This is a genomic window from Bordetella trematum (assembly GCF_900078335.1).
Classification (GTDB): Bacteria; Pseudomonadota; Gammaproteobacteria; order Burkholderiales; family Burkholderiaceae_B; genus Bordetella; species Bordetella trematum.
Genome location: NZ_FKBR01000006.1, coordinates 330,844 through 355,489 on the forward strand (window position 1 = coordinate 330,844; position 24,646 = coordinate 355,489).

General features: G+C 65.2%; 26 protein-coding genes. 11 read left to right on the plus strand and 15 right to left on the minus strand.

Annotation, left to right across the window (positions count from 1 at the left end):
* Nucleotides 1-76 precede the first annotated feature (76 nt).
* Together A7V84_RS02120 and A7V84_RS02125 are read right to left on the minus strand one after the other, a co-directional pair.
* Nucleotides 77-805: a glutathione peroxidase gene (locus A7V84_RS02120; protein WP_025516402.1), complete on the minus strand. Its 729-nt coding sequence runs from the start codon at nucleotides 803-805 to the stop codon at nucleotides 77-79.
* Nucleotides 806-945: 140 nt separating this feature from the next.
* Nucleotides 946-1,146 carry a heavy-metal-associated domain-containing protein gene (locus A7V84_RS02125; RefSeq protein ID WP_063492234.1) on the minus strand — a complete coding sequence of 67 codons (201 nt, stop codon included), beginning with the start codon at nucleotides 1,144-1,146 and terminating at the stop codon, nucleotides 946-948.
* Between the two features lie 185 nt (nucleotides 1,147-1,331).
* Between A7V84_RS02125 and cueR the strand changes: the two genes are divergently transcribed.
* Complete coding sequence (gene cueR, locus A7V84_RS02130) at nucleotides 1,332-1,733, plus strand: Cu(I)-responsive transcriptional regulator (protein ID WP_025516405.1); 402 nt, start codon at nucleotides 1,332-1,334, stop codon at nucleotides 1,731-1,733.
* Nucleotides 1,734-1,737: 4 nt separating this feature from the next.
* Here the strand turns inward: cueR and rlmD are convergent, their stop codons facing one another.
* The 6 genes from rlmD to surE form a co-directional block, all read right to left on the minus strand.
* Nucleotides 1,738-3,156 carry a 23S rRNA (uracil(1939)-C(5))-methyltransferase RlmD gene (gene rlmD, locus A7V84_RS02135; protein WP_063492233.1) on the minus strand — a complete coding sequence of 473 codons (1,419 nt, stop codon included), beginning with the start codon at nucleotides 3,154-3,156 and terminating at the stop codon, nucleotides 1,738-1,740.
* Nucleotides 3,157-3,305: 149 nt separating this feature from the next.
* Nucleotides 3,306-3,857, minus strand: a complete 552-nt coding sequence (locus tag A7V84_RS02140) for a hypothetical protein (protein WP_063492232.1) — start codon at nucleotides 3,855-3,857, stop codon at nucleotides 3,306-3,308.
* 123 nt (nucleotides 3,858-3,980) lie between these two features.
* Entirely contained in the window at nucleotides 3,981-4,754 is a 774-nt protein-coding gene (locus A7V84_RS02145; protein WP_063492231.1) for a 3'-5' exonuclease, read from the minus strand.
* A complete protein-coding gene (locus A7V84_RS02150; RefSeq protein ID WP_025516412.1) occupies nucleotides 4,751-5,608 on the minus strand; it encodes a peptidoglycan DD-metalloendopeptidase family protein in 858 nt (285 codons plus the stop codon). Before A7V84_RS02150 ends, A7V84_RS02145 begins: the two co-directional genes overlap by 4 nt.
* Nucleotides 5,609-5,625: 17 nt before the next feature.
* Complete coding sequence (locus A7V84_RS02155; RefSeq protein WP_025516413.1) at nucleotides 5,626-6,459, minus strand: protein-L-isoaspartate(D-aspartate) O-methyltransferase; 834 nt, start codon at nucleotides 6,457-6,459, stop codon at nucleotides 5,626-5,628.
* Nucleotides 6,444-7,202 carry a 5'/3'-nucleotidase SurE gene (surE, locus tag A7V84_RS02160; protein ID WP_025516415.1) on the minus strand — a complete coding sequence of 253 codons (759 nt, stop codon included), beginning with the start codon at nucleotides 7,200-7,202 and terminating at the stop codon, nucleotides 6,444-6,446. The genes A7V84_RS02155 and surE overlap by 16 nt, the downstream gene beginning before the upstream one ends.
* Before the next feature lie 174 nt (nucleotides 7,203-7,376).
* On the opposite strand from surE, the gene plsY reads away from it, so the two are divergent.
* Nucleotides 7,377-8,015: a glycerol-3-phosphate 1-O-acyltransferase PlsY gene (gene plsY / locus A7V84_RS02165; RefSeq protein WP_025516417.1), complete on the plus strand. Its 639-nt coding sequence runs from the start codon at nucleotides 7,377-7,379 to the stop codon at nucleotides 8,013-8,015.
* Between the two features lie 21 nt (nucleotides 8,016-8,036).
* Here the strand turns inward: plsY and A7V84_RS02170 are convergent, their stop codons facing one another.
* The 4 genes from A7V84_RS02170 to dsbD are packed head-to-tail and all read right to left on the minus strand — an operon-like array spanning nucleotide 8,037 to nucleotide 12,796.
* Nucleotides 8,037-9,395: a dihydrolipoyl dehydrogenase gene (locus tag A7V84_RS02170; RefSeq protein ID WP_063492230.1), complete on the minus strand. Its 1,359-nt coding sequence runs from the start codon at nucleotides 9,393-9,395 to the stop codon at nucleotides 8,037-8,039.
* Nucleotides 9,396-9,439: 44 nt separating this feature from the next.
* The gene (locus A7V84_RS02175; protein WP_081695081.1) at nucleotides 9,440-10,228 is read right to left on the minus strand and encodes a sulfite exporter TauE/SafE family protein; all 789 of its coding nucleotides are present in this window, start codon (nucleotides 10,226-10,228) and stop codon (nucleotides 9,440-9,442) included.
* A 13-nt stretch (nucleotides 10,229-10,241) separates the two neighbouring features.
* Nucleotides 10,242-11,006, minus strand: coding sequence for a thiol:disulfide interchange protein DsbG (dsbG, locus tag A7V84_RS02180; RefSeq protein ID WP_025516421.1), 765 nt, complete (start codon nucleotides 11,004-11,006; stop codon nucleotides 10,242-10,244).
* 38 nt (nucleotides 11,007-11,044) lie between these two features.
* Nucleotides 11,045-12,796, minus strand: a complete 1,752-nt coding sequence (gene dsbD / locus A7V84_RS02185; protein ID WP_425320897.1) for a protein-disulfide reductase DsbD — start codon at nucleotides 12,794-12,796, stop codon at nucleotides 11,045-11,047.
* Nucleotides 12,797-12,961: 165 nt separating this feature from the next.
* Between dsbD and A7V84_RS02190 the strand changes: the two genes are divergently transcribed.
* Genes A7V84_RS02190 through A7V84_RS02200 form a run of 3 tightly spaced genes read left to right on the plus strand, consistent with a single transcriptional unit; the run spans nucleotide 12,962 to nucleotide 15,494 of the window.
* Entirely contained in the window at nucleotides 12,962-13,630 is a 669-nt protein-coding gene (locus tag A7V84_RS02190) for a response regulator (protein WP_063492228.1), read from the plus strand.
* Nucleotides 13,627-14,961 (plus strand): ATP-binding protein, encoded by a 1,335-nt coding sequence (locus A7V84_RS02195; RefSeq protein WP_025516424.1) that lies wholly within the window; start codon nucleotides 13,627-13,629, stop codon nucleotides 14,959-14,961. The genes A7V84_RS02190 and A7V84_RS02195 overlap by 4 nt, the downstream gene beginning before the upstream one ends.
* A 41-nt stretch (nucleotides 14,962-15,002) precedes the next feature.
* Nucleotides 15,003-15,494 carry a GNAT family N-acetyltransferase gene (locus tag A7V84_RS02200; RefSeq protein ID WP_025516426.1) on the plus strand — a complete coding sequence of 164 codons (492 nt, stop codon included), beginning with the start codon at nucleotides 15,003-15,005 and terminating at the stop codon, nucleotides 15,492-15,494.
* 66 nt (nucleotides 15,495-15,560) lie between these two features.
* Here the strand turns inward: A7V84_RS02200 and A7V84_RS02205 are convergent, their stop codons facing one another.
* Nucleotides 15,561-16,163: a nitroreductase family protein gene (locus tag A7V84_RS02205; protein WP_033534663.1), complete on the minus strand. Its 603-nt coding sequence runs from the start codon at nucleotides 16,161-16,163 to the stop codon at nucleotides 15,561-15,563.
* Between the two features lie 145 nt (nucleotides 16,164-16,308).
* A complete protein-coding gene (cadR, locus tag A7V84_RS02210; protein ID WP_033534662.1) occupies nucleotides 16,309-16,743 on the minus strand; it encodes a Cd(II)/Pb(II)-responsive transcriptional regulator in 435 nt (144 codons plus the stop codon).
* Between the two features lie 113 nt (nucleotides 16,744-16,856).
* Here cadR and A7V84_RS02215 point away from each other — a divergent pair, with 113 nt between their 5' ends.
* Entirely contained in the window at nucleotides 16,857-19,247 is a 2,391-nt protein-coding gene (locus A7V84_RS02215; RefSeq protein WP_063492227.1) for a heavy metal translocating P-type ATPase, read from the plus strand.
* Nucleotides 19,248-19,433: 186 nt separating this feature from the next.
* Nucleotides 19,434-20,207 (plus strand): metalloprotease LoiP, encoded by a 774-nt coding sequence (gene loiP, locus A7V84_RS02220; RefSeq protein ID WP_025516434.1) that lies wholly within the window; start codon nucleotides 19,434-19,436, stop codon nucleotides 20,205-20,207.
* Nucleotides 20,208-20,282: 75 nt separating this feature from the next.
* Here the strand turns inward: loiP and A7V84_RS02225 are convergent, their stop codons facing one another.
* Nucleotides 20,283-20,558 carry a hypothetical protein gene (locus A7V84_RS02225; RefSeq protein WP_025516435.1) on the minus strand — a complete coding sequence of 92 codons (276 nt, stop codon included), beginning with the start codon at nucleotides 20,556-20,558 and terminating at the stop codon, nucleotides 20,283-20,285.
* 178 nt (nucleotides 20,559-20,736) lie between these two features.
* Here A7V84_RS02225 and A7V84_RS02230 point away from each other — a divergent pair, with 178 nt between their 5' ends.
* The 4 genes from A7V84_RS02230 (at nucleotide 20,737) to A7V84_RS20985 (ending at nucleotide 24,420) form a co-directional block, all read left to right on the plus strand.
* A complete protein-coding gene (locus A7V84_RS02230) occupies nucleotides 20,737-21,063 on the plus strand; it encodes a hypothetical protein (RefSeq protein ID WP_033534660.1) in 327 nt (108 codons plus the stop codon).
* Nucleotides 21,064-21,440: 377 nt separating this feature from the next.
* Nucleotides 21,441-21,707 carry a hypothetical protein gene (locus A7V84_RS02235; RefSeq protein WP_025516440.1) on the plus strand — a complete coding sequence of 89 codons (267 nt, stop codon included), beginning with the start codon at nucleotides 21,441-21,443 and terminating at the stop codon, nucleotides 21,705-21,707.
* A gap of 668 nt (nucleotides 21,708-22,375) precedes the next feature.
* Nucleotides 22,376-23,581 carry a tyrosine-type recombinase/integrase gene (locus tag A7V84_RS02240; protein WP_212760399.1) on the plus strand — a complete coding sequence of 402 codons (1,206 nt, stop codon included), beginning with the start codon at nucleotides 22,376-22,378 and terminating at the stop codon, nucleotides 23,579-23,581.
* Between the two features lie 248 nt (nucleotides 23,582-23,829).
* The gene (locus A7V84_RS20985) at nucleotides 23,830-24,420 is read left to right on the plus strand and encodes a DUF6988 family protein (RefSeq protein WP_147297407.1); all 591 of its coding nucleotides are present in this window, start codon (nucleotides 23,830-23,832) and stop codon (nucleotides 24,418-24,420) included.
* Nucleotides 24,421-24,646 lie beyond the last annotated feature (226 nt).

Sequence of the window (24,646 nt, forward strand, 5' to 3'; positions counted from 1 at the left end):
CCGCCGGCCACCGCTCAAGCGCGGCCGGCGGGCATCCGGTGACAGAGGAAGGCGCGCCCCGAAGGGCGCATGGGCTTTAGGCGAAGTGCGCCTTGAGCTCGTCCAGACCGCCGATCAGCTTGCCGCTGATGAACACCTGGGGAGCCGTGCCCTTGCCCGAGACCGCGCCAAGCACGCGGCCGCGGACCTTGTTGTCGAGCGGGATCTCGATGGGATCGAAACCCTTGTCGCGCAGCAGGGCCTTGGCCTCGATGCAGAACGGGCAGCCGTCCTTGGCGAACACCACCACCTGTTCAGGCTTCTTGGCGTTGGGCGCCAGGTAGTTCAGCATGGTATCGGCGTCGGAGACTTCAAAGGGATCGCCTTCTTTCTCGGGCTCGATGAACATCTTCTCGACCACGCCGTCCTTGACCAGCATCGAGTAGCGCCAGCTGCGCTTGCCGAAGCCGAGGTCTTCCTTGTCGACCAGCATGCCCATGCCTGCGGTGAAGGCGGTATTACCGTCCGGCACCATGGTGATGTTGCCGCACTCCTGGTCCTTGGCCCATTCGTTCATCACGAAGGTATCGTTGACCGACACGCAGACGATTTCGTCCACGCCGTTGTCGAAGAAAGTCTGCGCGAGTTCGTTGTAGCGCGGCAGGTGGGTCGAAGAGCAGGTCGGCGTGAATGCGCCAGGCAGCGAGAAAACGACCACGGTGCGGTTCTTGAACAGTTCGTCGGTCGTCAGCTTCTTCCAGCTGTTGCCGTCACGAACGGGAAACGTCACGTTGGGGACACGCTGGCCTTCACGGTTTTGCAGCATTTAGCTCTCCTATGGAATATCGGGTGATTGGCGGCAATCACACCGCCGATGTCGTTACTTTACGTATTTGCTATCGATAAATCCAATTCAATTATTTAAATTGATCGATTGACAAAAGGTATCGATATAAAGATACCGATTTATTTAACCTTAGGATCATAGCCCGCATCGCGGATGGCCGCCTCGATGGCCGCCCGGGGCTCGCCCGGCTCGACCTTCACTTCGTGGCGCGCCAGATCCACCTCGACGCTGGCGCCCGGCAATACGGCCTGCACGGCGTTGGTGATGGCCTTGACGCAATGACCGCAGGTCATGTCGTTGACGATGAATACAGCGCTCATGAGTGGCTCCTGGAAAACACGGCATCTTTGCCTGAGAAGGGAATACCGTTAGCATAAGGCTTCCCATCATGGGAAGGTCAAGCCAGATGATCATTTGACCTTTCCATGATGGGAAGGTTCATATTGTCTGATCCGAACCCTCGCTCCGCCATGGCGGACAACGCGCACTTTCCGTGGAGATCGACATGAATATCGGCCAGGCGTCCCTCGCCAGCGGCATTTCCGCCAAGATGATCCGCTACTACGAAAGCATCGGCCTCATCCCTGCGCCTGCGCGCAGCGACGCCGGCTACCGGCACTACCGTGAGGAGGACCTGCATACCCTGCACTTCATACGCCGTGCGCGCGGCCTGGGGTTTTCGGTCGAGCAGATGCATGAGCTGCTGGCGCTCTGGCGCGACCGCAGCCGCGCCAGCGCCGATGTGAAACGCATCGCGCTGGAACATGTAGCCGAGCTGGAGCGCAAAGCCGCCGAACTGCACGAGATGGCGGATACCTTGCGCCATCTCGCACGCCATTGCCATGGCGACGCCCGGCCGGACTGCCCCATCATCAGCGGGCTGAGCGAAAGCCCACCCGCCGCCTGATACCTCAGGCCGCCTGGTCGCCGCCCGCCAGGGCTTCGGCCGCGGCGGCCGCTTGCGCGGCGTGACGCGCCCTGGCCTGCTCCTGCACCTGAAGCACCTCGGCCTCGGACAAGGACTCGAACACGGCGATCGACTCGACGTGACCGGTATGAGGGAACATGTTGATCACGCCGGCGGCCTGCAGCACGTACCCGCCCTCGTGAACCATGATGGCCGCATCGCGCGCCAGCGTGGCCGGGTTACAGGATACATAGACGATACGGCGTGGCCGTTCGGCTGCGCTGAGTTGCGAGAGGGCCTGGGCCACCGCCTGAGCCCCTTCACGCGGCGGATCGATCAGCATGCGATCGAAGTAGCCCAGCCCGCGCAGCCAGGAAACATCAACCTCGAACAGATTGAGCGTGGCAAAGGAAGTGCGGTCCTGCAGGCCGTGGCGCGTGGCGGCCTCCATGGCGCGGTCGGTCAGGGGCTTGCTGCCCTCCACGCCCACCGCCTCGCGCCCTTGGGTGGCCAGCGGCAGGGTGAAGTTGCCCAGGCCGCAGAACAGATCGGCCACCCGATCTTCCGGCTGCACGTCCAGCAGCTTGAGCGCACGGCTGACCATGGCGCGATTGATCGCGTGATTGACCTGTGTGAAGTCGGTCGGCCGGTAAGGCATGCGCAGACCGAATTCGGGCAGGGTATAGGCCAGGCCATCGGCATCGGCGCGCTCCAGGGGATGCACCGTATCCGGCCCCTTGGGCTGCAACCACCATTGCACATCGTGCTCGCGCGCAAAGGCGCGCAGGATGGCGATGTCCTGGTCAGTCAGGGTTTCCAGGTGGCGCAACACCAGCACCGTGGCGCTGTCGCCCAATGCCACCTCGATCTGCGGCATGCGATCCGGGCGCGACATCGAGGCGATCATGGCGCGCAGCGGCAGCAGCATGGCGCTGATCCTGGGCGGCAGCACGTGGCATTCACGCATGTCGGCCACGTAACTGCTCTTGCGCTCATGAAAACCCACCAGCACGCCGCCTTTCTTGGGCACCAGGCGCACCGACAGGCGCGCACGATAGCGATAGCCCCAGGTCGGGCCATGCAGCGCGGGCAGGATGCGCCGGGCGCGCAGTTTGCCGACATGCCAGAAACTGTCTTCCAGCGAGCGCTGTTTGATGGCGACCTGGGCCGAGGGCTCAAGGTGCTGCATCGCACAGCCGCCACAGACGCCGAAGTGCGGGCAGCGAGGCTCGACCCGTTGCGAGGAAGGCCTGAGCACTTCTTCCACGCGTGCGGTTTCATAGGAAGGCTTGCGGCGCACGGTGGTGGCCCGCACGCGCTCACCGGGCAGGGCCCCCTCCACGAACACGACCTTGCCCTCACGGTGGGCCACGCCCCTGGCTTCCAGGTCCAGGGATTCAATCATCAGTACTTCGTCGTCCATCTCGCACGCATCCAGATTTTTTCGGCAGCCGCGCATTGTAAAAGACCCTGGCCACAAAAGAAAAAGGCCCGCCAGGGCAAGGCCTGGCGGGCCGCAGAAAAATTCCGGGACAGGGGCTGACCGCCGCGCCGGGCGCGGCGAATCGGGAATCAGGAACGCTGGCCGTGCATGCCGCCGCGCCGATGATGGCCGGAGCCGCCATCGCCGTGGCGTGCCTGCTTGCTATCCAGGCGCTCCTTGGCCATCTGCGACACTGCGGCGCGCTGGGTATCGTTCAGGCTGTCCCAGACGGCCAGCCACTGCTGGCGCAGCGCCTTGTGCTCAGCCTGCATGGCCTCGCGATGCTTGGCGCCCTCGGCGATCAGCGCATGAGGGTCCAGCTTGCCTGCCGCCAGCTGGCTTTGCAGCAGCGCGTGGCGTTGCGGACGAGCCTCATGGCGGGACTGCATGCTCTGGCGCGAGGCTTCACGCGCCGTATCGAACAGGGCTTTCTGCTTGGCATCCAGATTGAGCGTATCGACCTGGGCTTGCGACAACGGGCCCAGGCCGGGCACCCACATGCCGTCGTGTTTCATCGGGCCGCGATGCTGGCCGGCGGCCTGCGGCGCATCCGGCGCGGCGACAGCGGGAGCAACCGCCACGCCTGCGGCGATTGCCATAGCCAGGGCGGCGAGCGAGGTACGAAGCGTGTTGCGGGACATAAGTCATCTCCTGAGTGGTTGGAACGCAGGAGCATTGTGCGGCGCGAGCCGTTTCAGCCGGGTTTCGCCGCAACCGGGCTTTGTTTCAGTCGATTGCGCGATGCGAATCGGCCTGCAGAGGTCTCAGACCCAGGCGGCGAGATACTCTTTCCAGTGCGGCGCGTCGCTGTCTTGCAGCGTGCGGCACACCAGCTCGACCTCGGCGTCATAGGCGGCACGGTCCAATTCGCCGCGCATCAGGCGGAAACGGCAATACACCAGCCAGGTGTTGACCACGTCGGTTTCGCAATAGGCGCGGATTTCGTCGCCCCTGCCCTCGTGCCAGGCCTGCCAGACTTTGCTGCCATCCATGCCCAGCTTGCCCGGGAAACCGCAGAGCTTGGCCAGTTCGTCCAGCGGCGCATTGGCCCGCCCGTTGTATTTCGCCAGAACATCCATGAGGTCCAGGTGGCGGGTATGGTAGCGGCTGAGATAGTTGTTGAACTTGAAATCGCGGTCTTCGTCGCCCCAGTCCCAGTAGCGCGGCGCCGAGATCCCGTGGATCAGGTTGCGGTAATGCAGGACAGGCAGATCAAAACCCGAACCGTTCCAGCTGACCAGCCTGGGCGTGTAGCGTTCGATGGTCTTGAAGAACAGGTTGAGCAGCACCGGCTCGGGATCGTCAGGCTGGCCCAGCGTCTTGACGCGAAACCCCTGGTCATCGCGAAACACGCAACCGATGACGGCGACCTTCTGCAGATGCAGCGGCAGGAAATCATGGCCGACCGCTTCGCGGCGTGCCGCGAACGCCCGCTCGGCGACTTCCAGATCGGAGACATCATCGCCCCAGCCGTGCAGCTGGCGCAGGCCGTGCACATCGGGGACGGTTTCGAGGTCGAAAACCAGGGTCGGCGTCATCGTGCAGGCAGGTACTGCATGGGGTCGACCGGCGTGCCCTGGCGACGGATTTCGAAGTGCAGCTTGGGCGACGTCGTATCCGACTGGCCCAGCTCGGCGATCTTGGCGCCGCGCTTGACCTCCTGGCCGGTCTTGACCAGCAAGGCCCGGTTGTGCGCGTAGGCGGTGATGAAACCGTTGTTGTGGTTGATGATGATCAGGTTGCCCAGGCCCCGCACGCCATTGCCGCTGTACATCACCTTGCCGTCGGCGGCGGCCACGACCGGATCGCCGGGAGTGCCGGCCAGATCGATGCCCTTGGTGCTGTTGTTGAAGGTCTGCGTGATCTGCCCGCTGGACGGCCAGCCCCAGTTGATGACGTTGGCATCAGCGGCTCGCGCCACCGGCTTGGGCGCGACCGGCGCCGGCGTCGGCGCGACAGGCGTGGCTTCTGCCGGCGAGCCCGTGCCCGACGAGGAGGTGTCGGCCGGCTCGGCGGGACGCGGCGGCTTGGGCGGCGTCATGGAGGCCGTGCTGGTGCCGGCGCTCAGTTTGAGCACCTGGCCGACATGGATCTGGTTGGGATCGGAAAGATTGTTCAGGCGCTTGATCGTGTCGATGTCGACATTGCTCGCGCGCGCGATCTTGAACAAGGTATCGCCCGGCTTGACCACGTAGCTGCCGGCCGTGATGGCGGGCGCACCCGAGGACGTCTGGTTGTTCAGGTCGACCACGGGCGCACGCTGCGTCTTGGACGCGCAGCCCGCCAGGGCAACCAGGCCCAGCACGCCGAGCCAGCGTGCCGGGCGACGGATATTCTGGGCCATCGTATTCATGAAAAGCGTTGCTGCCAGCGGCAACTGCCCGTTGAGCATTCGAATCTCCTGTTTGCTCAAGATTGTATTCCTGCCTTCAAGGGTACAAAGCGCACGGCCTCGAGTTCCGTGCGCTTCCAGCTTGAAACGCTGGTGCGCTCGATCAGGACCAGCCTCTGGCTGGCCCCGCCTTCCGGAGCGATGAGCCGCCCGCCTGGAGCGAGTTGAGTAAGTAGCGTCTGGGGTATGGCCAGCCCCGCCGCAGCCACAACGATAGCATCGAACGGCGCCACGCCCGGCACGCCAAGGTTGCCATCGCCGTAGATCAGGCGCACACGGGTCATGAGCCGCAAGGCACGCAGATTGGTGCGCGCCAGCTCGTACAGGCCTCGGATGCGTTCGATCGCGTGGACCTCGCGCACAAACTGCGCCAGCACCGCTGCCTGATAGCCGCAGCCGGCGCCGACCTCAAGGACCCGCGTCGGCTTGCGCGCCTCGCAGACGGCGGCAAGCATGCGTGCCACCACCCAGGGCTGCGAAATGGTTTGAGAATGGCCGATGGGCAGCGCGGCGTCCTCATAGGCGCGGCTGGCCAGCGCCTCGTCGACGAACAGATGGCGCGGCACGGCAGCCATGGCTCCCAGCACCCGCTCATCGGCGATGCCCTGCTGGCGCAGGCGCTGCACCATGGCCTGACGCAGGCGTTCGGAATTCAGGCCCAGGTTGCCGCCGGACGGGCCCGGCGCACGCGGCGCCACCGGTACGGCGCGCGGCAGCGCCGCGGCCGAAATCCGCGTATTGCTGTTGGCCGCCGTGTAGCCCGGCCCAAGACTGGAGCGGGAAAAACCGGTCGTTGTAGCCGGGCTGTTCAGGCCCGGCAGACCATCGCGAGAATCTATACGCTTGCGCATGAGTTGGCTACCCATTGGCCGATCTCTTCGAGCTGACCATGCTGGGTCAGGTCCAGCCGCAGCGGGGTGACCGACACGGCGCCATCGGTGATGGCATGAAAATCCGTTCCCGGGTTGGCATCGGCCGCCATGCCCACCGGGCCGATCCAGTAGACCGGATCGCCGTAGGGCGTGGTCGTGCGTACCACCGGCTGGGCGGGATGACGTTTGCCCAGGCGGGTGACACGCAGCCCGCGCATGTCTTCATAGGGCCGGTTGGGAATATTGACGTTGAGCAACACCGGCGCGGCCAGCGGCGCGGCGATTTGCCGCTCGACCACCTCGCGCGCCATGCGCGCAGCCGACTCCAGGTGGGCCCAGCCTTTCTCGACCAGCGAGAAGGCGATCGCCGGAATCCCGAAGAGATAGCCTTCGCTTGCCGCAGCCACCGTGCCTGAATAGAGCGTGTCATCGCCCATGTTGGCACCGTTGTTGATGCCGGAGACCACCAGATCCGGGCGCGCATCCATCAGGCCGGTCAGGGCCACGTGCACGCAATCGGAGGGGGTGCCGTTGACATACATGAAACCATTGCCCGCCGTGCGTACCGACAGCGGGCGATTGAGGGTCAGCGAATTGGATGCGCCGCTATGGTTGGTTTCCGGCGCGACCACCGTCAGCTCTCCCAGTCCCTCCAGCGCCTGAACCAGCGCCTCCAGGCCAGGGGCGTTATAGCCATCGTCGTTGGAAACCAGAATACGCATCATTTCTCCACAAGGTGGCCAGCTTGACCCACAGCATGCGATTGTACCGTCTGCGCGGCCACAATCGGCGCAACACCGGGTGGACAGCGCGGCCCGGCGGAGTAGAATCGCCTGCCTACGCAAGCCCCGGGCATCGCCCGACGCCCCTTTCGCCTTGAGGACACCCTACACGCCATGGTTCTGACCGAGCCCTCGACCTTATTCTCCGCGATGCTGATCGCGCTGGCCTATCTGATAGGTTCCATTCCGTTCGCCGTGGTGGTCAGCAAGGTAATGGGGCTGCAGGACCCTCGCAGCTACGGCTCGGGCAATCCCGGCGCCACCAATGTGTTGCGCAGCGGCAGCAAACCGGCGGCCGCCCTCACTCTGCTGGGCGACGCCGCCAAAGGCTGGTTCGCCCTGTGGCTGGCCCTGACCCTGGCGCCCGGGATCCCGCCCCTGGCCTATGCCCTGGTGGCGCTGGCCGTGTTCCTGGGCCATCTGTATCCGGTATTCCTGAAGTTCAAGGGCGGCAAGGGGGTCGCCACCGCGCTGGGCGTGCTGCTGGCCGTCAGCCCCTGGCTGGCCTTGGCTACCGCCCTGACCTGGCTGGCGGTGGCCGTGATCTCTCGCTATTCGTCGCTGGCCGCGCTGGTGGCGGCCTTCATGGCGCCGGTGTACTACCTCTTCGGGGCCGGTTCGCTGTGGCGGATGAACATGCCGCTGGCCGCCGCGCTGGTCGGCATCAGCGCCCTGCTCTACTACCGCCACAGCGCCAATATCGCCCGCCTGCTCAAGGGCAACGAAAGCCGGATCGGCGCCAAGAAGAAGTAAGCCCCTGGCGCCAGGCGCCAATCAGGCTGCGCGGGCAGCCTGCAAGGCGCTTTGCAGCATTTCTTCGATGCTGGGGTGGTAGTAAGGCATGGCCAGCAGGTCCTCGACCGTCTGCCCGGCCTGAATCGCCCAGGCCAGCTGGTGTGCCAGATGCTCGCCATGGCTGGTCATCATGGCCGCGCCCAGCAGACGTCCTGATCCGGGCGCGACATACAGGTGCAACAGGTTATCCGGCGCCCCCAACACTTTGGAGCGGCCATTGCCCGAGCCTTGCGCGCCGGCGACCCGGGCCCCGGCAGCCATGGCCTCGTCATAGCCCATTCCCACCTGACAGACATCCGGGTCCGTAAACAGGATGGACAAAGGCACGCTGCGCCGCGACGCCGGCTGCGCCTGGCCGTCCAGCCAGACCAGCGCCGCCCGGGCTGCCAGCAAACCTTCGTCGGCCGCCTCGTGCATCAAGGGTCGGTCGGGCTGAACGTCACCCGCGAAATAAATCGGCGCATCGCCGGCCCGCAAGGTGGCCGGATCGATGACGGGCCGCCCCTGCGCATCCAGCGCCACCCCTGCTGCAGCCAGATCCAGGCCGGCAGTATTCGGTACTCGCCCGGTTGCCACCAGCACACGATCGACCGTGGCGCGGTGCTCGCCCGCACGCATCAACACCGCAGCGCCCTGCTCCTCCAGGGTTACGGGCTGACCCAGCCAGAGCGGCATCTCCTGCCCGAAGCGCGCCAGCGCGCGTGCCAGGATCTCGGGATCCTGGATGCCGCCGATACGCGCGGCCTGATCCGCCCCGACCACCTGCACATCCAGGCGCGACAGGCCCAGCCCCAGCTCCAGGCCAATGGCCCCCAATCCCAGCACGCCGAGCCGCGCCGGCAATTGCTGTTGTTCGAAGAGCGAGTCCGTCGTGAGCAGGTAGGGCGCCAGCGACATCAGCGCCTTGGGCACGGCCGGTTGCGAGCCGGTGGCCACCACGACCGCGCGCGCCTGCACCCTGGTTGCGCCGGCCTGCAGCACGCCGGGGGCAAGAAAATGCGCCTCGGCCATGATGAGATCGTCGCCAGCGGCCCGCCGCGTGCGTTCGGCAGCGCCCCCGGCCAGGGCGTCGCGGGTCTGGATGGCATGCGCCCACAAGGCCGGCGGACCGCTGGCGTCCAGCGTGGCTCCCGCGGGCAGGCCGCGTGCCGTCGACCAACGCATGCCAGCGTGCAGCACGGCCTTGGAGGGCATGCAACCGACGCGCGCGCAGCTTGTGCCCAGCGGACCCCGGTCGATCAGCACCACCTTGCGACCTGCCGCCTTGAGGGTGTTGAAGGCGCGTACGCCCGCCGTGCCGGCCCCGATGACCGCCACGTCCACGATTCTTTCCTGCATGAAACTCTCCCCTGAGGTGTCGCCTCGCGCCGCGGTACGGCGCGCTAGAAACTGCGCCAGACCATCATGGCGGCGACCGCCACACAGGCCAGCGCGAACAACTGTTGCAGCGCGGCGGCGGGAATCCGGTTCGAGACCAGCCGCCCGGCGCCCATGCCAGCCACCGCCGCCACCAGGAAGGCCCAGGCCGGCGCGCCCATGGCCATGCCCTGCCCCCAGGCGATGCTGACCGTAACCGCAGACAGCAGTGCGATCACCATGAGCGAGGTCGCCACGATGCTTTGCATGCGCAGCTCGCTGAAATGCGCCAGCGCCGGCACGATGATGAAGCCGCCTCCCACGCCCAGCATGCCGGTAAAAAGACCCGACACCAGCCCGATGCCGCCCAGGGTGGCGGCGGTGCGCGGGGTCCAGACAAAGCGGCCGGTCTGCGCCGAGATACGACAGGCGCGCGGCGCTGTTTCGCCGGGTTGGGACGCCACGGCGCGCGAACTGCGATACATGCGACAGGCGACCACCAGCATGATGGCCGCGAACAGCACGCTCAGCCAGGCAGCCGGCAGGCGATGCGCCAGCATCACCCCCAGCGGCGCGGTCAGGGCGCCAGCCAGGGCCAGCATCACGGCGGCACGGTAGCGCACCACGCCCTGACGCAAGCCCTGCAGCGCGCCCAAGCCGGCGGCCGCGCCCACGGCGAGCAAGGCAAGCGGCGCGGCCTGACGGATTTCCATCTCCAGGCCGAACACCAGTGCCGGCACGGCGAAAATCCCGCCGCCGGCGCCCGTCAGGCCGAGCACGGCACCGACGGCCAGCCCGAGCAGCACCCCTGCCATCATGCCTACGCCCTCAACGCGGTCCGAGCACGTCGGTCAGCGCGTTGGCCTGCGGCATGCCGTTGTACTTCTTGATCAGGCCCTGATCGTCCATCACGACGATGCCCGGGGTGCCGCGAAAACCGAGCGACATCATCAGCTCGCGGTTGTCGTCCAGAATGCCCGCCACGCGCGGCGACACTTCGGCCAGCGGCTTGATGCCGCCCTTGTCAAAGCGCGTCTCGTTTTCGAGCAGCGCGGCCGAAGGATCCTTGGCATCGAGGATGGCGGCAGCCTTGCCCGGGCTGTCCTGGCGGATGATGCCCACCATCACGTGGCGCAACTGCACCTTGCCCGCATCGACCCACGGGCGGGCCGCTTCCCAGAAACGGTTGCAATACGGGCAGTTGGGATCGCTGAAGGTGTAGACCACGCGGGGCGCATCGGCCTTGCCGTCGCGCACCCAGGTGGCATTCTCGAGCTGGGCCCAGGCCGCCTGGCTCATGGGTTTGGCGACCAGGCGCTGCAGGGTGGCCTCGTCCATCGGCTTGCCCTTGTCGTCCAGACGCGTGCCGACGATAACCTGATCGCCATCGGAGACATACACCGCTATCGGTTGATCCCCGGCCATGCCCGCAAAACCGCGCAGGCCCTTGCCGGCATCGAATTCCTGCACGATGGTCAGGCCCTGTTCTTCCAGGGCTTTGAGTGCGGCGGGCCGCTCGGCCGCCTGGCTGACCCCCGTGGCCAGCAGCAGGCCGACGGCGACAGAGGCGGTGGTTTGACGAAACGAAAACATAGAAACTCCTGAGAGAGGAAACAAGGCCCGGGGAACGTTCACGGCGCGCCTGCGGCGTCCAGACGCTGCAGGAACGCGGCGGCGGAAATCTCTCCGACCGTGCGCTGCGCCCGACGTTCCTGGCCATCCGGCCCCACAAGGATAAGCGTGGGCGGGCCCATTACCCCCCAATGCTTGAGTAAATCTCGATCTTGTCGGTCATTGAGTGTGACATCCGGACGCAATACCTGCATGCGCGACAGGCGCGCGGCCACGCGCGGGTCGCCGAAAACCGTGGCCTCGATCACTTTGCAGCTGACGCACCAGTCGGCATAGAAATCGATCAGAGTCCATTGCCCGGCAGCCGCGGCCGCATCCAGGCGGCCCTGAACGTCCTGTACGGTCTTGACCGTCGCCGGCGCGGCGCTCGCCGAAGGCGCTGAGGCAGGAGCGCCGCTGCGCGCCAGGGGCTGGAGCAGCGACACGCCCCCGGAAGCGGCGCCCGCCATCATCAATACGGCCCAGACCCCCGCCACGGCCGCCACGCTACGCAGCGTCCAGGCGCCGCGCGGGCGTTGCGCCAAGGCCGCCGACCACCCCAGCAAGCCAACCGCCAGCGTCAGCAGCCACGCGCCCCACAACAGCAGACTGAGGGTCGGCGAGAGAATCCGCTCCAGCATCCAGATCGCCATGGCGACCATCACATAGCCAAAGGCGACCCGCACGCGGTCCATCCAGGCGCCGGGCCGGGGCAGAATGCGCGCGCCGAAAACCGCGATCGCCAGCAGCGGCAACCCCATGCCCAGCCCCAGGGCAAACAGGGCCATGCCCCCATAGAAGGCACTGCCGGTCTGGCTGATATAGAGCAAGGCGCCTGCCAACGGGGCCGTCATGCAAGGGCCCACCAGCAAGGCCGACAGCACCCCCAGTGCGCCGGCGCCAACCAGGCTGCCACCGGCGCGCCCCCGCCCGGCTGACTCGACCCGATTGAGCAGACCGGCAGGCAGGCGCAGCTCGAACGCGCCGAACAGGGATGCCGCCAGTACCAGAAACAGGCCGGCGAATGCCGACAACAGCCACGGCGATTGCAGCGTGGCCTGGAGATTGGCGCCGGCCAGCCCTGCCGCCACACCCACCAGGGCGTATGTACCCGCCATGGCCAGCACATAGACCAAAGACAAGGCGAAGGCGCGCGCCGCGCGCACCTGGCCGCCGACCACCATGGTCGACACGATGGGAATCATGGGCAGGGTGCACGGCGTGAAGGCCAGCAACAGGCCAAAGCCGAAGAACAGCAGCACACCGGAGACGGGGCTCAGACTCGCCAGACGCTGGGCGGCGGCTTCGTCCTGCGCCAGCTCCGGGGCCGCGGCCGCGGCCGGGTCGGCAACCCCGCCGCTGGTCGACAGCGTCACGGTTTGCGGCGGATAGCAGATGCCGGCCTCGGCACAACCCTGCCAATGCAGGGTGAGCGGCCCTTGGGCATCCGCCGGGAAACGCAAAGGCGGCACCTGACCGCTGTAGATTTCGGTATCGCCAAAGAACTCGTCGTGCTTGGCCTGCCCGGCCGGCAGCGCCAACGCTACCGGATCCCCCTTGGCGTCGGCCAGGGACAGCGAGTGACGATAAACGTAATACCCCGGCGCCACGGTGCCCGTCAGGCTGGTCTGTCCCGCCTGTGTCACCAGCGGATCCAGCACGAACACGTCTTCGGCAGGCAGGAACTCGTCATCGGGCTGGCTGGAGAACAGGCTGGCACTTGCGCCTGCGCCGGCGACCATGGCCAGCACCAGGCCTGCACAGACCAACACTCGATAAATCCACGACGACACGCAATCCCTCCCGGCTTGATGAATCGTCATGATGCCCGGCCCCGATTAACTGAAAATAAACACTTGGCGCCTGCACTGCGGTCGCGGCACGGCCGCGCCGCTTTGCTCTAACATGGCGCCTGATCAAGGCGGGAAGATGGATTTATGCGTGTATTGCTGGTCGAAGACGACGAACTGATCGCCCAGGGCATCGTGGCCGGCTTGCGTGCCCACGGCATCACGGTTCGCCACACCGGCAGCGCTGCCCAGGCCCAGGCGGCGCAACACGAAGACAGCTATCAGGCCATGGTGCTGGACCTCGGCCTGCCCGATTGCGATGGCCTGACGCTGTTGCAACGTGTGCGTGCCTTCGAACCGGGGCTGCCCATCATCATCCTGTCGGCGCGCGATGCAGTCGAGCACCGTCTGGCCGGCCTGCACGCCGGCGCCGACGATTACCTGGTCAAGCCCTTTGACCTGCGCGAACTGGCGGCGCGCCTGCACGCCCTGCAACGCCGCACCCAGGGCCGCGCGGCACAGCTCATCAGCGCCGGTCCGCTGCGCCTGGAGCCCGACAGCGGGCAGGTCTGGCTCAACGAGCAGCCCGTGCCCCTGTCGCGGCGCGAGGTCGACCTGCTTACCCAGCTGGCCGAAGCCGGCGGGCGCTGGCTGTCGCCGGAAACCCTCAACGAACGCCTCTACGGCCTGGGCGAAGAGGTCAGCCGCAACGCCCTGACCGTCCATATCCACAACATCCGCCGCAAGCTCGGCCACGAGGCCATCGAAACGACGCGCGGCCTGGGCTATCGCCTGGGCTGGAGGGTCGAACCATGAGCCTGCGCCTGCGCGCCGTGCTGATTGCCGGAGTCGCCCTGGCCGTGCTGTGGCTGGCCGCTGCGGCCTGGATGATGCGCGGCGTGCAATCCAACCTCGAACACACGCTGGACGGCCGCTTGGCCATGTCGGCGCGCATGGTGGCCGGGCTGCTGCAACGCTCCGCCCTGGGGCCCGGCGCTCTCAACGCCGACCTGGCCCACGCGGTGCGGGTAGGCGGCGGCGAAGGCATCGCCTGCGAAGTGCGCGCCATGCGCGGCGAAGTGCTGGTCAGCACCGAACAACAATCGCCGGCCATCTTTGCCAGCCTGCCGGCCGGCTACAGCACCCGCCAGATCCAGGGCAAGGATTGGCGCGTCTACGTCCTGCAGGCCGGCGACTACCAGATCACCACCGCCGATCGCATCGACCAGCGCAGCCAGCTGGGGCGCGACCTCCTGATGGCCGCGGGCGTGCCCTTCCTCATCGCCCTGATCGGCGGGCTGATCGCGCTGTGGATCGGCATCGGGCACGGGCTGGCGCCGCTGCGCGCCCTGTGCCAGCAGCTACGCGGCAAAGCCACCGACGACACCACGCCCATCACCGTGGCGCATCCGCCCAAAGAGTTACGCACCGTGCTGGATGCGCTCAATGGGCTGCTGGGCAGGCTGGCGCGCGCCCTGACCAGCCAGCGCGCCTTCACCGACGCGGCCGCGCACGAGCTGCGTACGCCGCTGACGGTGATCGATACCCACCTGCAGGTCATCCGCCTGAGCGACGCCAGGCAGGCCGAGGCCTCGCTCGGCCATGCCGAGGAAGGCGTGCGCCGGCTGCGCCACACCCTGGACCAGATGATGGATCTGGCACGCACCGAATCCGGGCCGCAGCCGGCGACGACGAGCGTCGGCCTGTCTACCATCCTGCGTGCCCTGGCCGCCAGCCGGCCCGAGGCCGACCGCCAACGCCTGCACCTGGCGCTGGATCCCGCCGACCCGCCCTGCCCATTGCCGCGCACCATGCTGGAAACCGCCGTGCGCAACCTGTTGGACAACGCCTTGCGCTATGCTCCTGCCGACAGCCCGGTGCATCTCAGCCTGAACGTCGATACCGCCAACGGCCTGTGCTGCATCACGGTCGCCGACCGGGGGCCGGGCCTGGACCCGGCGCAGGCCACCCGGATCGGCCAGCGTTTCTGGCGCGGCGACCAGGGCCGCCGCGACAATAGCGGGTCCGGGCTCGGCATTTCCATCGTACAGGCCATTGCCCAGCGCTATGGCGCAGACCTGTGCCTGAGCCCGCGCGAGGGCGGCGGGCTGCAGGCCGAGTTGCGATTTCCCCTGAACCTTCCTTGACCCTACGGCCCGAACAGGCCCTGACGCTTGCTGCCAACGACATGCCAGAACTGCATTTCCGCTTCGCCACCCCTGCCGACGCTGCCCGCTGCCGCGAGATCGAAGTCGCCGCCTACGAAGGCGACGAAGCCGCCAGCCTGGCCAAGATCACCACCCGCATCGAGCAATATCCCGAAGGCTTTCTGATCATGGAAAAAGACGGGAAAGTGATCGGCTACATCAACAGCGGCTGCGCCCACGAAGTGCGCATGTCCGATGACGCCTTCAAGGAATTGATCGGCCATGACCCGGCCGCGCCCAACGTTGTCATCATGTCGGTCGCCATCGACCCCGAGCACCAGGGCCGCGGCTACGCCGGCCCGCTGATGCGCGCCTTCGTCAAACAGATGCAGGAGCGGGGCAAAGCCACCATCCACCTGATGTGCAAGGAGCGCCACATCCCGCTCTATGAGCACTTCGGCTACCACTACCAGAAGCCATCGGCATCCGGGTTGGGCGGTATGTCATGGCACGAAATGCGCATGGACCTGTGACACGGAAAGAAAAAGGCCGGCCCGTGTGAATGCACGGACCGCGGCCCTTCCCGACTTGCCGCAGTGTCAGCCTGCCTGCACCGGCTCGCCGGTCCACTCCGTGATGAAGTCCTGATAATCAGGTCGCGTGACGGGCGGCACCGCGCAAGCCGGCGTGCCGATGGCCAGATAGCCCATGAAGCGGTAATCCAGCGGATCCAGGCCGAGGATCTCCTGAACCTCCTCGACATAGGTGCCCAGGCCGGTACTCCAGAACGCGCCGTAGCCCAGCATATGGGTGGCGTTCAGGATGTTCATCACGGCGGCGCCCGTGGCCAGCACCTGCTCCTGCTCACGCACCTTGGAGCTATGGTCGATCTTGGCAGCCAGCGCCAGGAACAAGGGCACGCCGGCCATCCAGCTGCGCACGGCCTTCTCCTTTTCGGGCGTCATGCGCGGGTCACCGCTGCGCTTGACGGCGTCGAGCGCCACATCGGCAAAGCGGCCAATGGCCTCGCCCTGGATCTTCACGAAACGCCACGGCCGCAACGCGCCATGATCCGGCGCGCTCATGGCGGCCTGAAGAATCTGGGCCAGCTCGTCGGGCTTGGGCGCCGGCGCGCGCAGCAACTTCATGGAGCGGCGCGTATTGAGCGCGTGAAGAGCGGGATTGACAGCGTGTTCGGTCATGGCTTGCGAAACTCCAGCGGGCGCGGACGCGGCAGTCGCGACGCCCCCGGCCCGATCGGGCGTTAATGAGAAAGGTTCTTATGATAGCGGCAGCCGGCACGGGGCTGCGCCATCCCCCGCCGGCAGGCAGGGACATTCGGCGATATCAGCCCAGATGGGTATGCCGCTCCGGACGTTCTTCGACCTGCATCTGCGACAGGCCGTGCAGAATGCCGCAGTCGTCGACGTCGGGACGTGCTTCGGCGCACTGATGCCGCAGCTGGGCCAATTGTTCCTTGAGCTGGGTCAGTTCGGCAATGCGCGCATCCACATGGGCAATGTGCTCATCGAACAGTTCATTGATGCCGCCACATCCAGCCCGATGGTTGTCGGTCAGTTGCAGAATGGCCCGGATTTCGTCCTGGGTCATATCGAGCGCGCGGCAATTGCGTATCAGGCGCAAACGTTCGAGATGGGTGGGGCCGTAGCTGCGGTAGTTATTCATGCCCCGCTCGGGCGCGGCCAAAAGCCCTTCCTTCTCGTAGTAACGCACGGTTTCCACCGTCGTCCCGGCCGCCTTGGCAAGTTCTCCGATTTTCATACCCGCTCCATTCCTGTATTCCAATACTTGACCTTATAGTAACTCCAGGGTGTGGAATACGCCTGAAATCACCGGCCAAGGCGCCGGATGAATGGAACAAGGACTCAACCCATATGCCCAGCCCCTCCCGTTCGGCCGCCCCCGACACCCGCGGCGCCTGCTGCGGCCAGCAACCGGCCTCGCAAGGCCAGCAACGCGCCCATGACACGGCCTGCCAGCAGGATCACTCCCATGAGGCCGGCCACCAGCACAGCCACAGTCATGATCATGCCCATGATCACGACCACGATCACGATCACAGCCACCCGGCAGCCGCCGAGGGTGGCGAGTGCTGCGGCGCCCAAGGCTTCAGCGCCGCGCCCTTGCGCGCCAGCGACCTTCAGGCCGGCCCCGGCCAGACGCTCTCGCGCCTGCGCATCGGCCAGATGGACTGCCCGACCGAAGAAACCCTCATCCGCAAGAAACTCGGCGGCATGAATGAAGTCCGGGAACTGGACTTCAATCTCATGCAGCGCGTGCTTACGGTGGTGCATGACGACGGCACCCTCGAAGGGGTGATGGCCGCCGTTCGCAGCCTGGACATGACGCCCGAGCTCATCGAAGGCGACGCCGCCCCTGCGGCCGCGCCGCAGGCCAAACCTGCCTGGCGCATGCTGGCCGTGGGCGGCGTGCTGGCAGCACTGTCGGAAGCCGTCCACTTTGCAGGCTGGCCCGTCTGGGTCACGGCGCTGTTTGCCCTGGGGGCAATCGCCGCCTGCGGCCTGGGCACCTACCGCAAGGGCTGGATTGCCGTGCGCAACGGCAACCTGAACATCAACGCCCTCATGAGCATCGCCGTCACCGGCGCGGTCTTCATCGGGCAGTGGCCCGAGGCGGCGATGGTGATGGCCCTCTTCAACGTGGCCGAGCTCATCGAGGCGCGCGCCCTGGACCGTGCCCGCAACGCCGTTCGCGGCCTGATGGACCTTGCTCCCCAGACCGCCCTGCGCCAGGACGCCAATGGCGAGTGGATCGAAGTGCCGGCCGCGCAACTGCGCGTGGGCGACAGCGTACGGGTGCGCCCCGGCGAGCGGATTGCCGCCGATGGCGCGATCACCGAGGGCCAGTCCGCCATCGACCAATCCCCCATCACCGGCGAGAGCATGCCGGTCGAGAAAGCAGTGGGCGACGAGGTTTTCGCCGGCACGGTCAATACCTCCGGCAGCTTTGACTACCGGGTCACGGCCGGCGCGGGCAGCACCACGCTCGACCGCATCATCCATGCGGTGGAACAGGCCCAGGGCGCCCGCGCGCCGACCCAGCGCTTCATCGACAGCTTCTCGCGCGTCTATACGCCCACCATGGTCGTGATCGCCCTGCTGGTGGCCATCGTGCCGCCGCTGGTGGTGGGCCAGGCCTGGCTGGAAGCCATCTACCGCGCGCTGGCGCTGCTGATCATCGCCTGCCCCTGCGCGCTGGTGATCTCCACCCCCGTGAGCGTGGTCAGCGGCCTGACGGCTGCGGCCCGTCGCGGCATTCTCATCAAGGGCGGGGTATATCTGGAAAACGGCCGCAAGCTGCGCTGGCTGGCCCTGGACAAGACCGGCACCCTCACGCGCGGCAAGCCTGTACAGACCGACCTCGACGTGGTCGAACCGGTCAGCCAGGCCGGGCAGTCCAGCGCCCTCATCCTGAGCAGCCTGGCCTCGCGCTCCGACCACCCCGTCTCGCGCGCACTGGCCCAGGCGGCCGCCGGCACCCGCTTCCTGGAGGTCAGCGACTTCCAGGCCCTGGCCGGGCGCGGGGTATCGGGCCGCATCGGCGAGGAGACGTTCTACCTCGGCAATCGCCGCCTGATGCGCGAACTGGGCGTACTCACCCCCGAGATCGAAACCCGCATCGACGCATTCGAGACGGCCGGCAAGACGGCCAACGCCCTGAGCGATGGCCAACGCGTGCTGGCCCTGGCAGCCGTGGCCGACACGCTCAAGCCGACCAGCGCCGCCGCCATCGCCGATCTGCACACGCTCGGCGTCAAGACTCTCATGCTGACCGGCGACAACGCCCGCACGGCGCAGGCCGTGGCCCGTGAAGCCGGCATCGACGAAGCCCATGGTGATCTGCTGCCCGAAGACAAGCTCACCCGTGTCGCTGCCAAGCACGAGGCCGGCGATGGGATGGTGGGCATGGTCGGAGATGGCATCAATGACGCCCCGGCGCTGGCGCGCGCCGACATCGGCTTTGCCATGGGCGCGGCCGGCACCGGCACCGCCATCGAAACCGCCGACGTCGCCCTGATGGACGACGACCTGCGCAAGATCGGCACCTTCCTGCGCCTGTCGCGCGCCACGCATCGCATCCTGACGCAGAACATCACGCTTGCGCTGGGCATCAAGGCGATTTTCCTGGTGCTGGCTGTCAGCGGCGACGCCACGCTCTGGATGGCTGTGTTCGCCGACGTGGGCGCCAGCCTGCTGGTGGTGGCCAACGGCCTGCGCCTGCTGCGAGCCGGCCAGGGGCGCTAGCCCCGCCCGCCTGCTGCGCCACCGCGGCCCGCCCTGCGCCTGAACCGGCCGGGCGGGCCGCCACATTTTGTTGCGGCCGGAAAAATAAACTCATCACTATGCGCGCGGACCTCTCTACAGTGCGCCCGCGGCAGACACGACGTGCCTGCCTAATCTGTCATACCAACAAAAGGAAAGAAAGAGGATATGAAGCCCGTTCAACGCGCCCTGCTCCTGACCGCCCTGGCCGGCAGCCTGACCCTGGCCGGTTGCGCCAGCCTCAAGAACCTGGACACCAACAACCTGATGAGCGCCGGCAGCGACATGGCCAAGGCCGCCACGCTCTCGGATGCGGATATCGTCCAGCTCTCGAACGCCGCATGCAAGGAAAGCGACGCCCAGTCGAAGGTGGCGCCCGCCGGCAACAAGTATGCCAAGCGCCTGAACAAGGTCATGGCCGGTTTCGGCAACATGAATGTCAACGGGCAGAAGATCAACTACAAGGTCTACCAGACCAACGAAGTCAACGCCTGGGCGATGGGCAATGGTTGCGTGCGCGTCTACAGCGGCCTGATGGACATGATGAACGACGACGAACTGCGCGGCGTGATCGGCCACGAGATCGGCCACGTTGCCCTGGGCCACAGCAAGAAGGCCATGCAGACCGCCTACGCCGTAAGCGCAGCCCGCTCGGCCGCCGGCGCTGCCGGCAATAGCGTGGTCAACGCGCTGAATTCCTCGCAACTGGGCGACCTGACCGAGAAATTCATCAATGCCCAATTCTCGCAGTCGCAGGAATCGGATGCCGATGACTACTCCTACGACCTGCTGAAGCAGAAGAAAATGAACACCAAGGGCCTGGTGACGGCCTTCCAGAAACTGGGCGAACTGGACGGCGGGGAAAGCAGCATGCTGAGCTCGCACCCGTCCTCGCCGTCGCGCGCCGCGCACATCCAGCAGCGCATCGACAGCGGCAAGTAATCAGATTTTTGTCTGACTTGAATGGCTTCGTGCCCTGGCACGAAGCCATTTTTGTTTCAGGACAGCTCCGGCGCTCTACTTCGGGATTCGTTCCTCTGCCTGTTGTCCGGTGTAGATGCACAGGGCGGAGTTGTAACTGTTATAAGCAATCGCGTACCGGAAATCGCAGAAATACGAGGGGTGCTTGGTCGCGATCGCATCGCCCGCCTGGCATTGCCCGCCCAGGTTCTCGACCAGGGTATCGGCATTGGCGCCAAGGCAGGCCTTGCCCGTGGGCGCAGGTGGCGCCTCGCGACCGCAGGCCGTCAGAAACAGAGGGGCGAGCAGCGCCGCCAGCAGCAAACGTTTCACCGGGACATCCTTCAAAAAGACGGCATCCTAACAAAGCTGCCCCGCAGCCGGCCATTTTCTGACAAATACTAAAGTTCGGCTCTGCGCTGCCGATAACGAGTGAAAGCCTTCCCCGCCACCCTGCCCTGCCTTACGGCGGACAGGCGTTGGCGCCCTACCGCTCGTTACCCGCCGCCTCATGTCCAAACTCAAGATTTCCGGTATTGCCGCCCGCCTGACCCTCGCCCTGGCCGGTGTCGGCGCCCTGTCTGCCGCCCACGCCGATCGACTGATCATTCGTTTCGTGGGCCAGATCACCGAAGCGTCCTGCCAACCGCTGCCCAGCAACAATGCCCGCGCAGCCACCCTGCAATGCCGCTCGCCGATCGATCAGAGCCCGGAGCTGTGGACCACGCCGTTGCGCGCCGGCGAAACCCAGCTGACCACGCGTGCCAAGCACAGCGTGCGCGAAGTCTTCCAGGGCGGCAAGGCCGTGGGCACGGTGATGACGGTGGAATACTTCTGAGCCGGCGCCCCGCCGAAAACGGCATGGGCATGCCGTGTAACGACATGCCCGCTTGACTGGCGGCAATGATTGCGCGTCAGTGCACGCCGGCGCCAGGAAACAAGGCCCGGCAAGAGCGGGCGCCCTGACCCAGCCGCCACGATCCAGGGCACGGCGGCTGCGTTACCGACCGTCCCAAGCTTCGGCTCCCCGGGCCGCCCGCCACCGGGATCGAACCTGCCCCGAAGCGTCTTCCCGCGCCGCTTCACTGCCATGGAAATCGTCACGCCCAACGATGACCCCGACCCAAAACGTCGGTGCTGCTCAGGCCTCGATGAGCGCCGCAGAAAGGGGAAAAATCGCAAATGCCTACAATGGATGCTCATACAAGGAGTGTCATGTTGGAATTCAAGCCCGGAGCACGGGCGTATTTGTCGGCAATTCGCGCCCTATCTACGGATGGGGAGGGTAATGAAATATTTGTGGGAATGACCCTCAAAGAGTCAACTTGGTACCAACAGTACCTTGATGAATCCTTCTACGGTGACGCTGACCGCACTGACGGCTCACAGGAAAAATATCTTGCCCTGCAAGACAGGCACGAAAGCGCTCGGCTAGCCGTCATCGCTGAAGAGCTATCCTCTCAAGACCCGCTCACGCAGTAGCGCCCACGGCACGCCGCTTGCCTGGCATGGCCCGCAACAGGCAAGGCGGCGACGCCGTCAATCTGCAACACAACACCTGCACAAACGTTGCGGCGGACACTGCCGCCGCACCGGCCCTCTGCAAACAGACCCCCGACCATCGCCGGCAGCGGCATCGTTCTACCGCCGATGCGCCGACGTCTTGACGCCCCGTGCAGGCAGCTCGCCGCCCCACCGTCTCTGCGCCGGAGACGACGCGCCGGCGTCGGGCACCTGAGCGCGGCGGATCGCGCGCATCGACATGCCAGCCTGCGAACAGGTCCGGGTACAGCGGTTGACCGGGTATCATCTGGCCTCATGGGTGGCCACCCTGCCCGCCTCCGCCAAGGAGAGTGGCCAGACGAGTCGCTGCAACGACACTTATTCAAGCCACCAGCCGGAAAACCCGCAGCAATCAACGACCTACGAGATTCATGCAATTAGCCACCTGCAAGCCCCATGCAGGTGCTCCTGTGTTTCCTGCCATAAACCCTCCTCCCCGCCAGCCCGCATAAACGCGGGCTGTTTTGTTTCTGGGCGTTCCATGTAGTACTTTGCTGGCGATAGTTCAATGAGTAGCTAGATGAGTAGCCAGCGGCCCTAGCTACTCATTTCGAAAGGGGATCAAGGTGGCAAAACGAGGAAAAAACTTGCTGGATGACATTCAGCTCCGGCGCTGGGTAAGCGCAGGCGAGAAGCTGGCGCGCAGCGATGGCGAAGGCCTCACCTTCACGCTATCGGCGGCCGGCACGGCCACCTGGGTACTGCGCTATCGCCAGGGCGGCCCGCAGAAGGAGGTCACCATTGGGAATTACCCCGACATTTCCCTGGCAGCGGCGCGCAAGGCGGCCAGAGACTTCCGGGCGGCCATTGACCGCGGCGCCGACCCGGCGCTGGAGAAGCAGCGCAGCAAAGCACGGGCGACGAAGGTATCCAACGTCCGAACGCTAGTCGAGGACTTCCGCAGCAAGAAGCTGGCCGGCCTGGCCGCCGACACCATCACCTACCGGAACTGGGATCTGGACAAGGTGATCCTGCCCAAACTGGGCGTGATCCCTGTAGATCAGGTGCAGCCCTCCGACATCGTGCACATGCTGACCTCGGCCAACCGGACATGGACAATCAGCAAGCGGATCCTCACCACAGCAAAGCAGCTTTTCGCCCACGCATGCGGCATGCGCCTGATCAACGTCAATCCAGCCGCCGGCATCGACCTAGTGTCATTGATGGGTCCGCGCCCGCCGATCAAGCGCCGGGTGATGCTGAGCGAGCAAGACTTGCGCAGCCTGCTTGCCAATATCGACGAAATCGGTACCGAGAACGCCCTGGCCTTCCGGATCCTGCTGGCCACCTGCGTCCGCTCTGTCGAGCTGGCGAAGGCCCGCTGGGAAAATGTGGATCTGGCCAAAGGCATCTGGGTGGTGCCCGAGGAAAACGTCAAGGTTCGCCGGGCCTTTACCGTGCCACTCACGCCGACAGTTATTGGCTGGTTTCAGAAACTGCAGGAGCTGGCAGGAACGTCGGAATGGGTGCTGCCCGCGCGCCAGGAGCGCCGACGACGAAACCGGGGGGGTGATACCCATATCGGCAAGACAACACTCTGGGCAGCCATCACCCGCGCATTTGATCGGGGCGATCTGGATGTCCGTAGGTTTACCCCGCACGACACGCGCAGCACTGCCAAGGGGCACATGCGAAACCTGGGCGTCAGTAATGAGGTGTCAGAGCTGGCGCTTAACCACAAGCTCAAGGGGATGGAGGCGATCTATGACGTTCGAGACGATATCCCAGAGCGCAGAGCCGCGCTGGAGCTTTGGGCAGCCTTCCTAGAGTCTTGCGCCAACGGCGCTGACTAGAACGTTGCGCCGCTGAGTACATAAACTGAAGTACCGTATCAAAACGAGAAGCCCGGCCTGGCCTGCTCCCACTGCCCCACCAAACCTTGCCACCGCGGTCGGTCACCAGGGTTGGGGGATCACCTACCGGGATCTACAGCCTTGAATTTCACAAAAAATAGGTTGAGGTATAGGGAACATCAAGATAACTCCTGCCTCCACACATACTCCAGAAAATGACAGATCTACGCAGCCACGCAGATTCCGTTTTGTTGCAACTCAGCAAAATGAAAAGATGGGATGAGTCATCTAAAGTGATCCTCGAGAAGGCTAATTTACTTCGCACCGAAAGAAATGGCTTATGTGGATCCTTGTTTTTTGTGGGGATTCATCATGCGCGTGCCATCACACTGTTGATTCAACATCGCCGATACACGTCAAGTCTTGCATTATTACGCCCGTTAATCGAAGCATTTTTTAGGGCGGGATGGATCAAGTACTGCTCCACTGAAGCTCAGCTAGAACTGCTTCTAAATGGCCAAGACTTACCGGGGACCACTGCTAGAAGATCCAGGCAATTGGCAAAAATAAAGCCTCACTACGGAAGAATTGACGCTCAGATCACTAGAATATTCGGCAATACACTGCACGAACTAACGCACGGGGGATCTGAGCAAATCTTCAACCAAAGCGACGGCATCACAATTACAGACGCACACGACCTCTCCAACGTCTATTTAGCGCTGAAGACAGTATCGTTAATCTGGTATTTCTGCATCGCAGAGCTCTTAGACTCCTCCATCCCCAAGGATTTGCTGATCGAGCTTCAAGCAGCACGGACCCGAGACTTTGACATATGAAAAAATAAAAGATGCGGCGGAATGGTCTAGCCAAGCGAATAAATCAACGTTCAATTCCTGAGTCGGTTATGCGATTTTCAGTCTAGGGGAACCAAGCTACCGGCTTGACGGTTTGACACCCAACGCCCGCACATACCCCTGCAGCCCGTTCACTTGGTCGGCCCAGCCTGCAGCGTCTTTTCCCACCTCGCTAAGTCGTCGTCCAAGGCTTTCAGCTCGGCCGAGA

Coding starts and splice junctions, on each gene's coding strand:
- A7V84_RS02215 (WP_063492227.1), top strand. CDS start 16,857: ATGCCCAGCCCCTCCCGTTCGGCCGCCCCCGACACCCGCGGCGCCTGC.
- A7V84_RS02120 (WP_025516402.1), bottom strand. CDS start 805: ATGCTGCAAAACCGTGAAGGCCAGCGTGTCCCCAACGTGACGTTTCCC.
- A7V84_RS02190 (WP_063492228.1), top strand. CDS start 12,962: ATGCGTGTATTGCTGGTCGAAGACGACGAACTGATCGCCCAGGGCATC.
- A7V84_RS02155 (WP_025516413.1), bottom strand. CDS start 6,459: ATGCGCAAGCGTATAGATTCTCGCGATGGTCTGCCGGGCCTGAACAGC.
- cueR (WP_025516405.1), top strand. CDS start 1,332: ATGAATATCGGCCAGGCGTCCCTCGCCAGCGGCATTTCCGCCAAGATG.
- A7V84_RS02145 (WP_063492231.1), bottom strand. CDS start 4,754: ATGACGCCGACCCTGGTTTTCGACCTCGAAACCGTCCCCGATGTGCAC.
- A7V84_RS02200 (WP_025516426.1), top strand. CDS start 15,003: ATGCCAGAACTGCATTTCCGCTTCGCCACCCCTGCCGACGCTGCCCGC.
- A7V84_RS02230 (WP_033534660.1), top strand. CDS start 20,737: ATGTCCAAACTCAAGATTTCCGGTATTGCCGCCCGCCTGACCCTCGCC.
- rlmD (WP_063492233.1), bottom strand. CDS start 3,156: ATGGACGACGAAGTACTGATGATTGAATCCCTGGACCTGGAAGCCAGG.
- A7V84_RS02140 (WP_063492232.1), bottom strand. CDS start 3,857: ATGTCCCGCAACACGCTTCGTACCTCGCTCGCCGCCCTGGCTATGGCA.
- A7V84_RS02195 (WP_025516424.1), top strand. CDS start 13,627: ATGAGCCTGCGCCTGCGCGCCGTGCTGATTGCCGGAGTCGCCCTGGCC.
- A7V84_RS02235 (WP_025516440.1), top strand. CDS start 21,441: ATGTTGGAATTCAAGCCCGGAGCACGGGCGTATTTGTCGGCAATTCGC.
- A7V84_RS02205 (WP_033534663.1), bottom strand. CDS start 16,163: ATGACCGAACACGCTGTCAATCCCGCTCTTCACGCGCTCAATACGCGC.
- plsY (WP_025516417.1), top strand. CDS start 7,377: ATGGTTCTGACCGAGCCCTCGACCTTATTCTCCGCGATGCTGATCGCG.
- A7V84_RS02170 (WP_063492230.1), bottom strand. CDS start 9,395: ATGCAGGAAAGAATCGTGGACGTGGCGGTCATCGGGGCCGGCACGGCG.
- A7V84_RS02150 (WP_025516412.1), bottom strand. CDS start 5,608: ATGCTCAACGGGCAGTTGCCGCTGGCAGCAACGCTTTTCATGAATACG.
- dsbG (WP_025516421.1), bottom strand. CDS start 11,006: ATGTTTTCGTTTCGTCAAACCACCGCCTCTGTCGCCGTCGGCCTGCTG.
- A7V84_RS02175 (WP_081695081.1), bottom strand. CDS start 10,228: ATGGCAGGGGTGCTGCTCGGGCTGGCCGTCGGTGCCGTGCTCGGCCTG.
- A7V84_RS02125 (WP_063492234.1), bottom strand. CDS start 1,146: ATGAGCGCTGTATTCATCGTCAACGACATGACCTGCGGTCATTGCGTC.
- cadR (WP_033534662.1), bottom strand. CDS start 16,743: ATGAAAATCGGAGAACTTGCCAAGGCGGCCGGGACGACGGTGGAAACC.
- loiP (WP_025516434.1), top strand. CDS start 19,434: ATGAAGCCCGTTCAACGCGCCCTGCTCCTGACCGCCCTGGCCGGCAGC.
- surE (WP_025516415.1), bottom strand. CDS start 7,202: ATGCGTATTCTGGTTTCCAACGACGATGGCTATAACGCCCCTGGCCTG.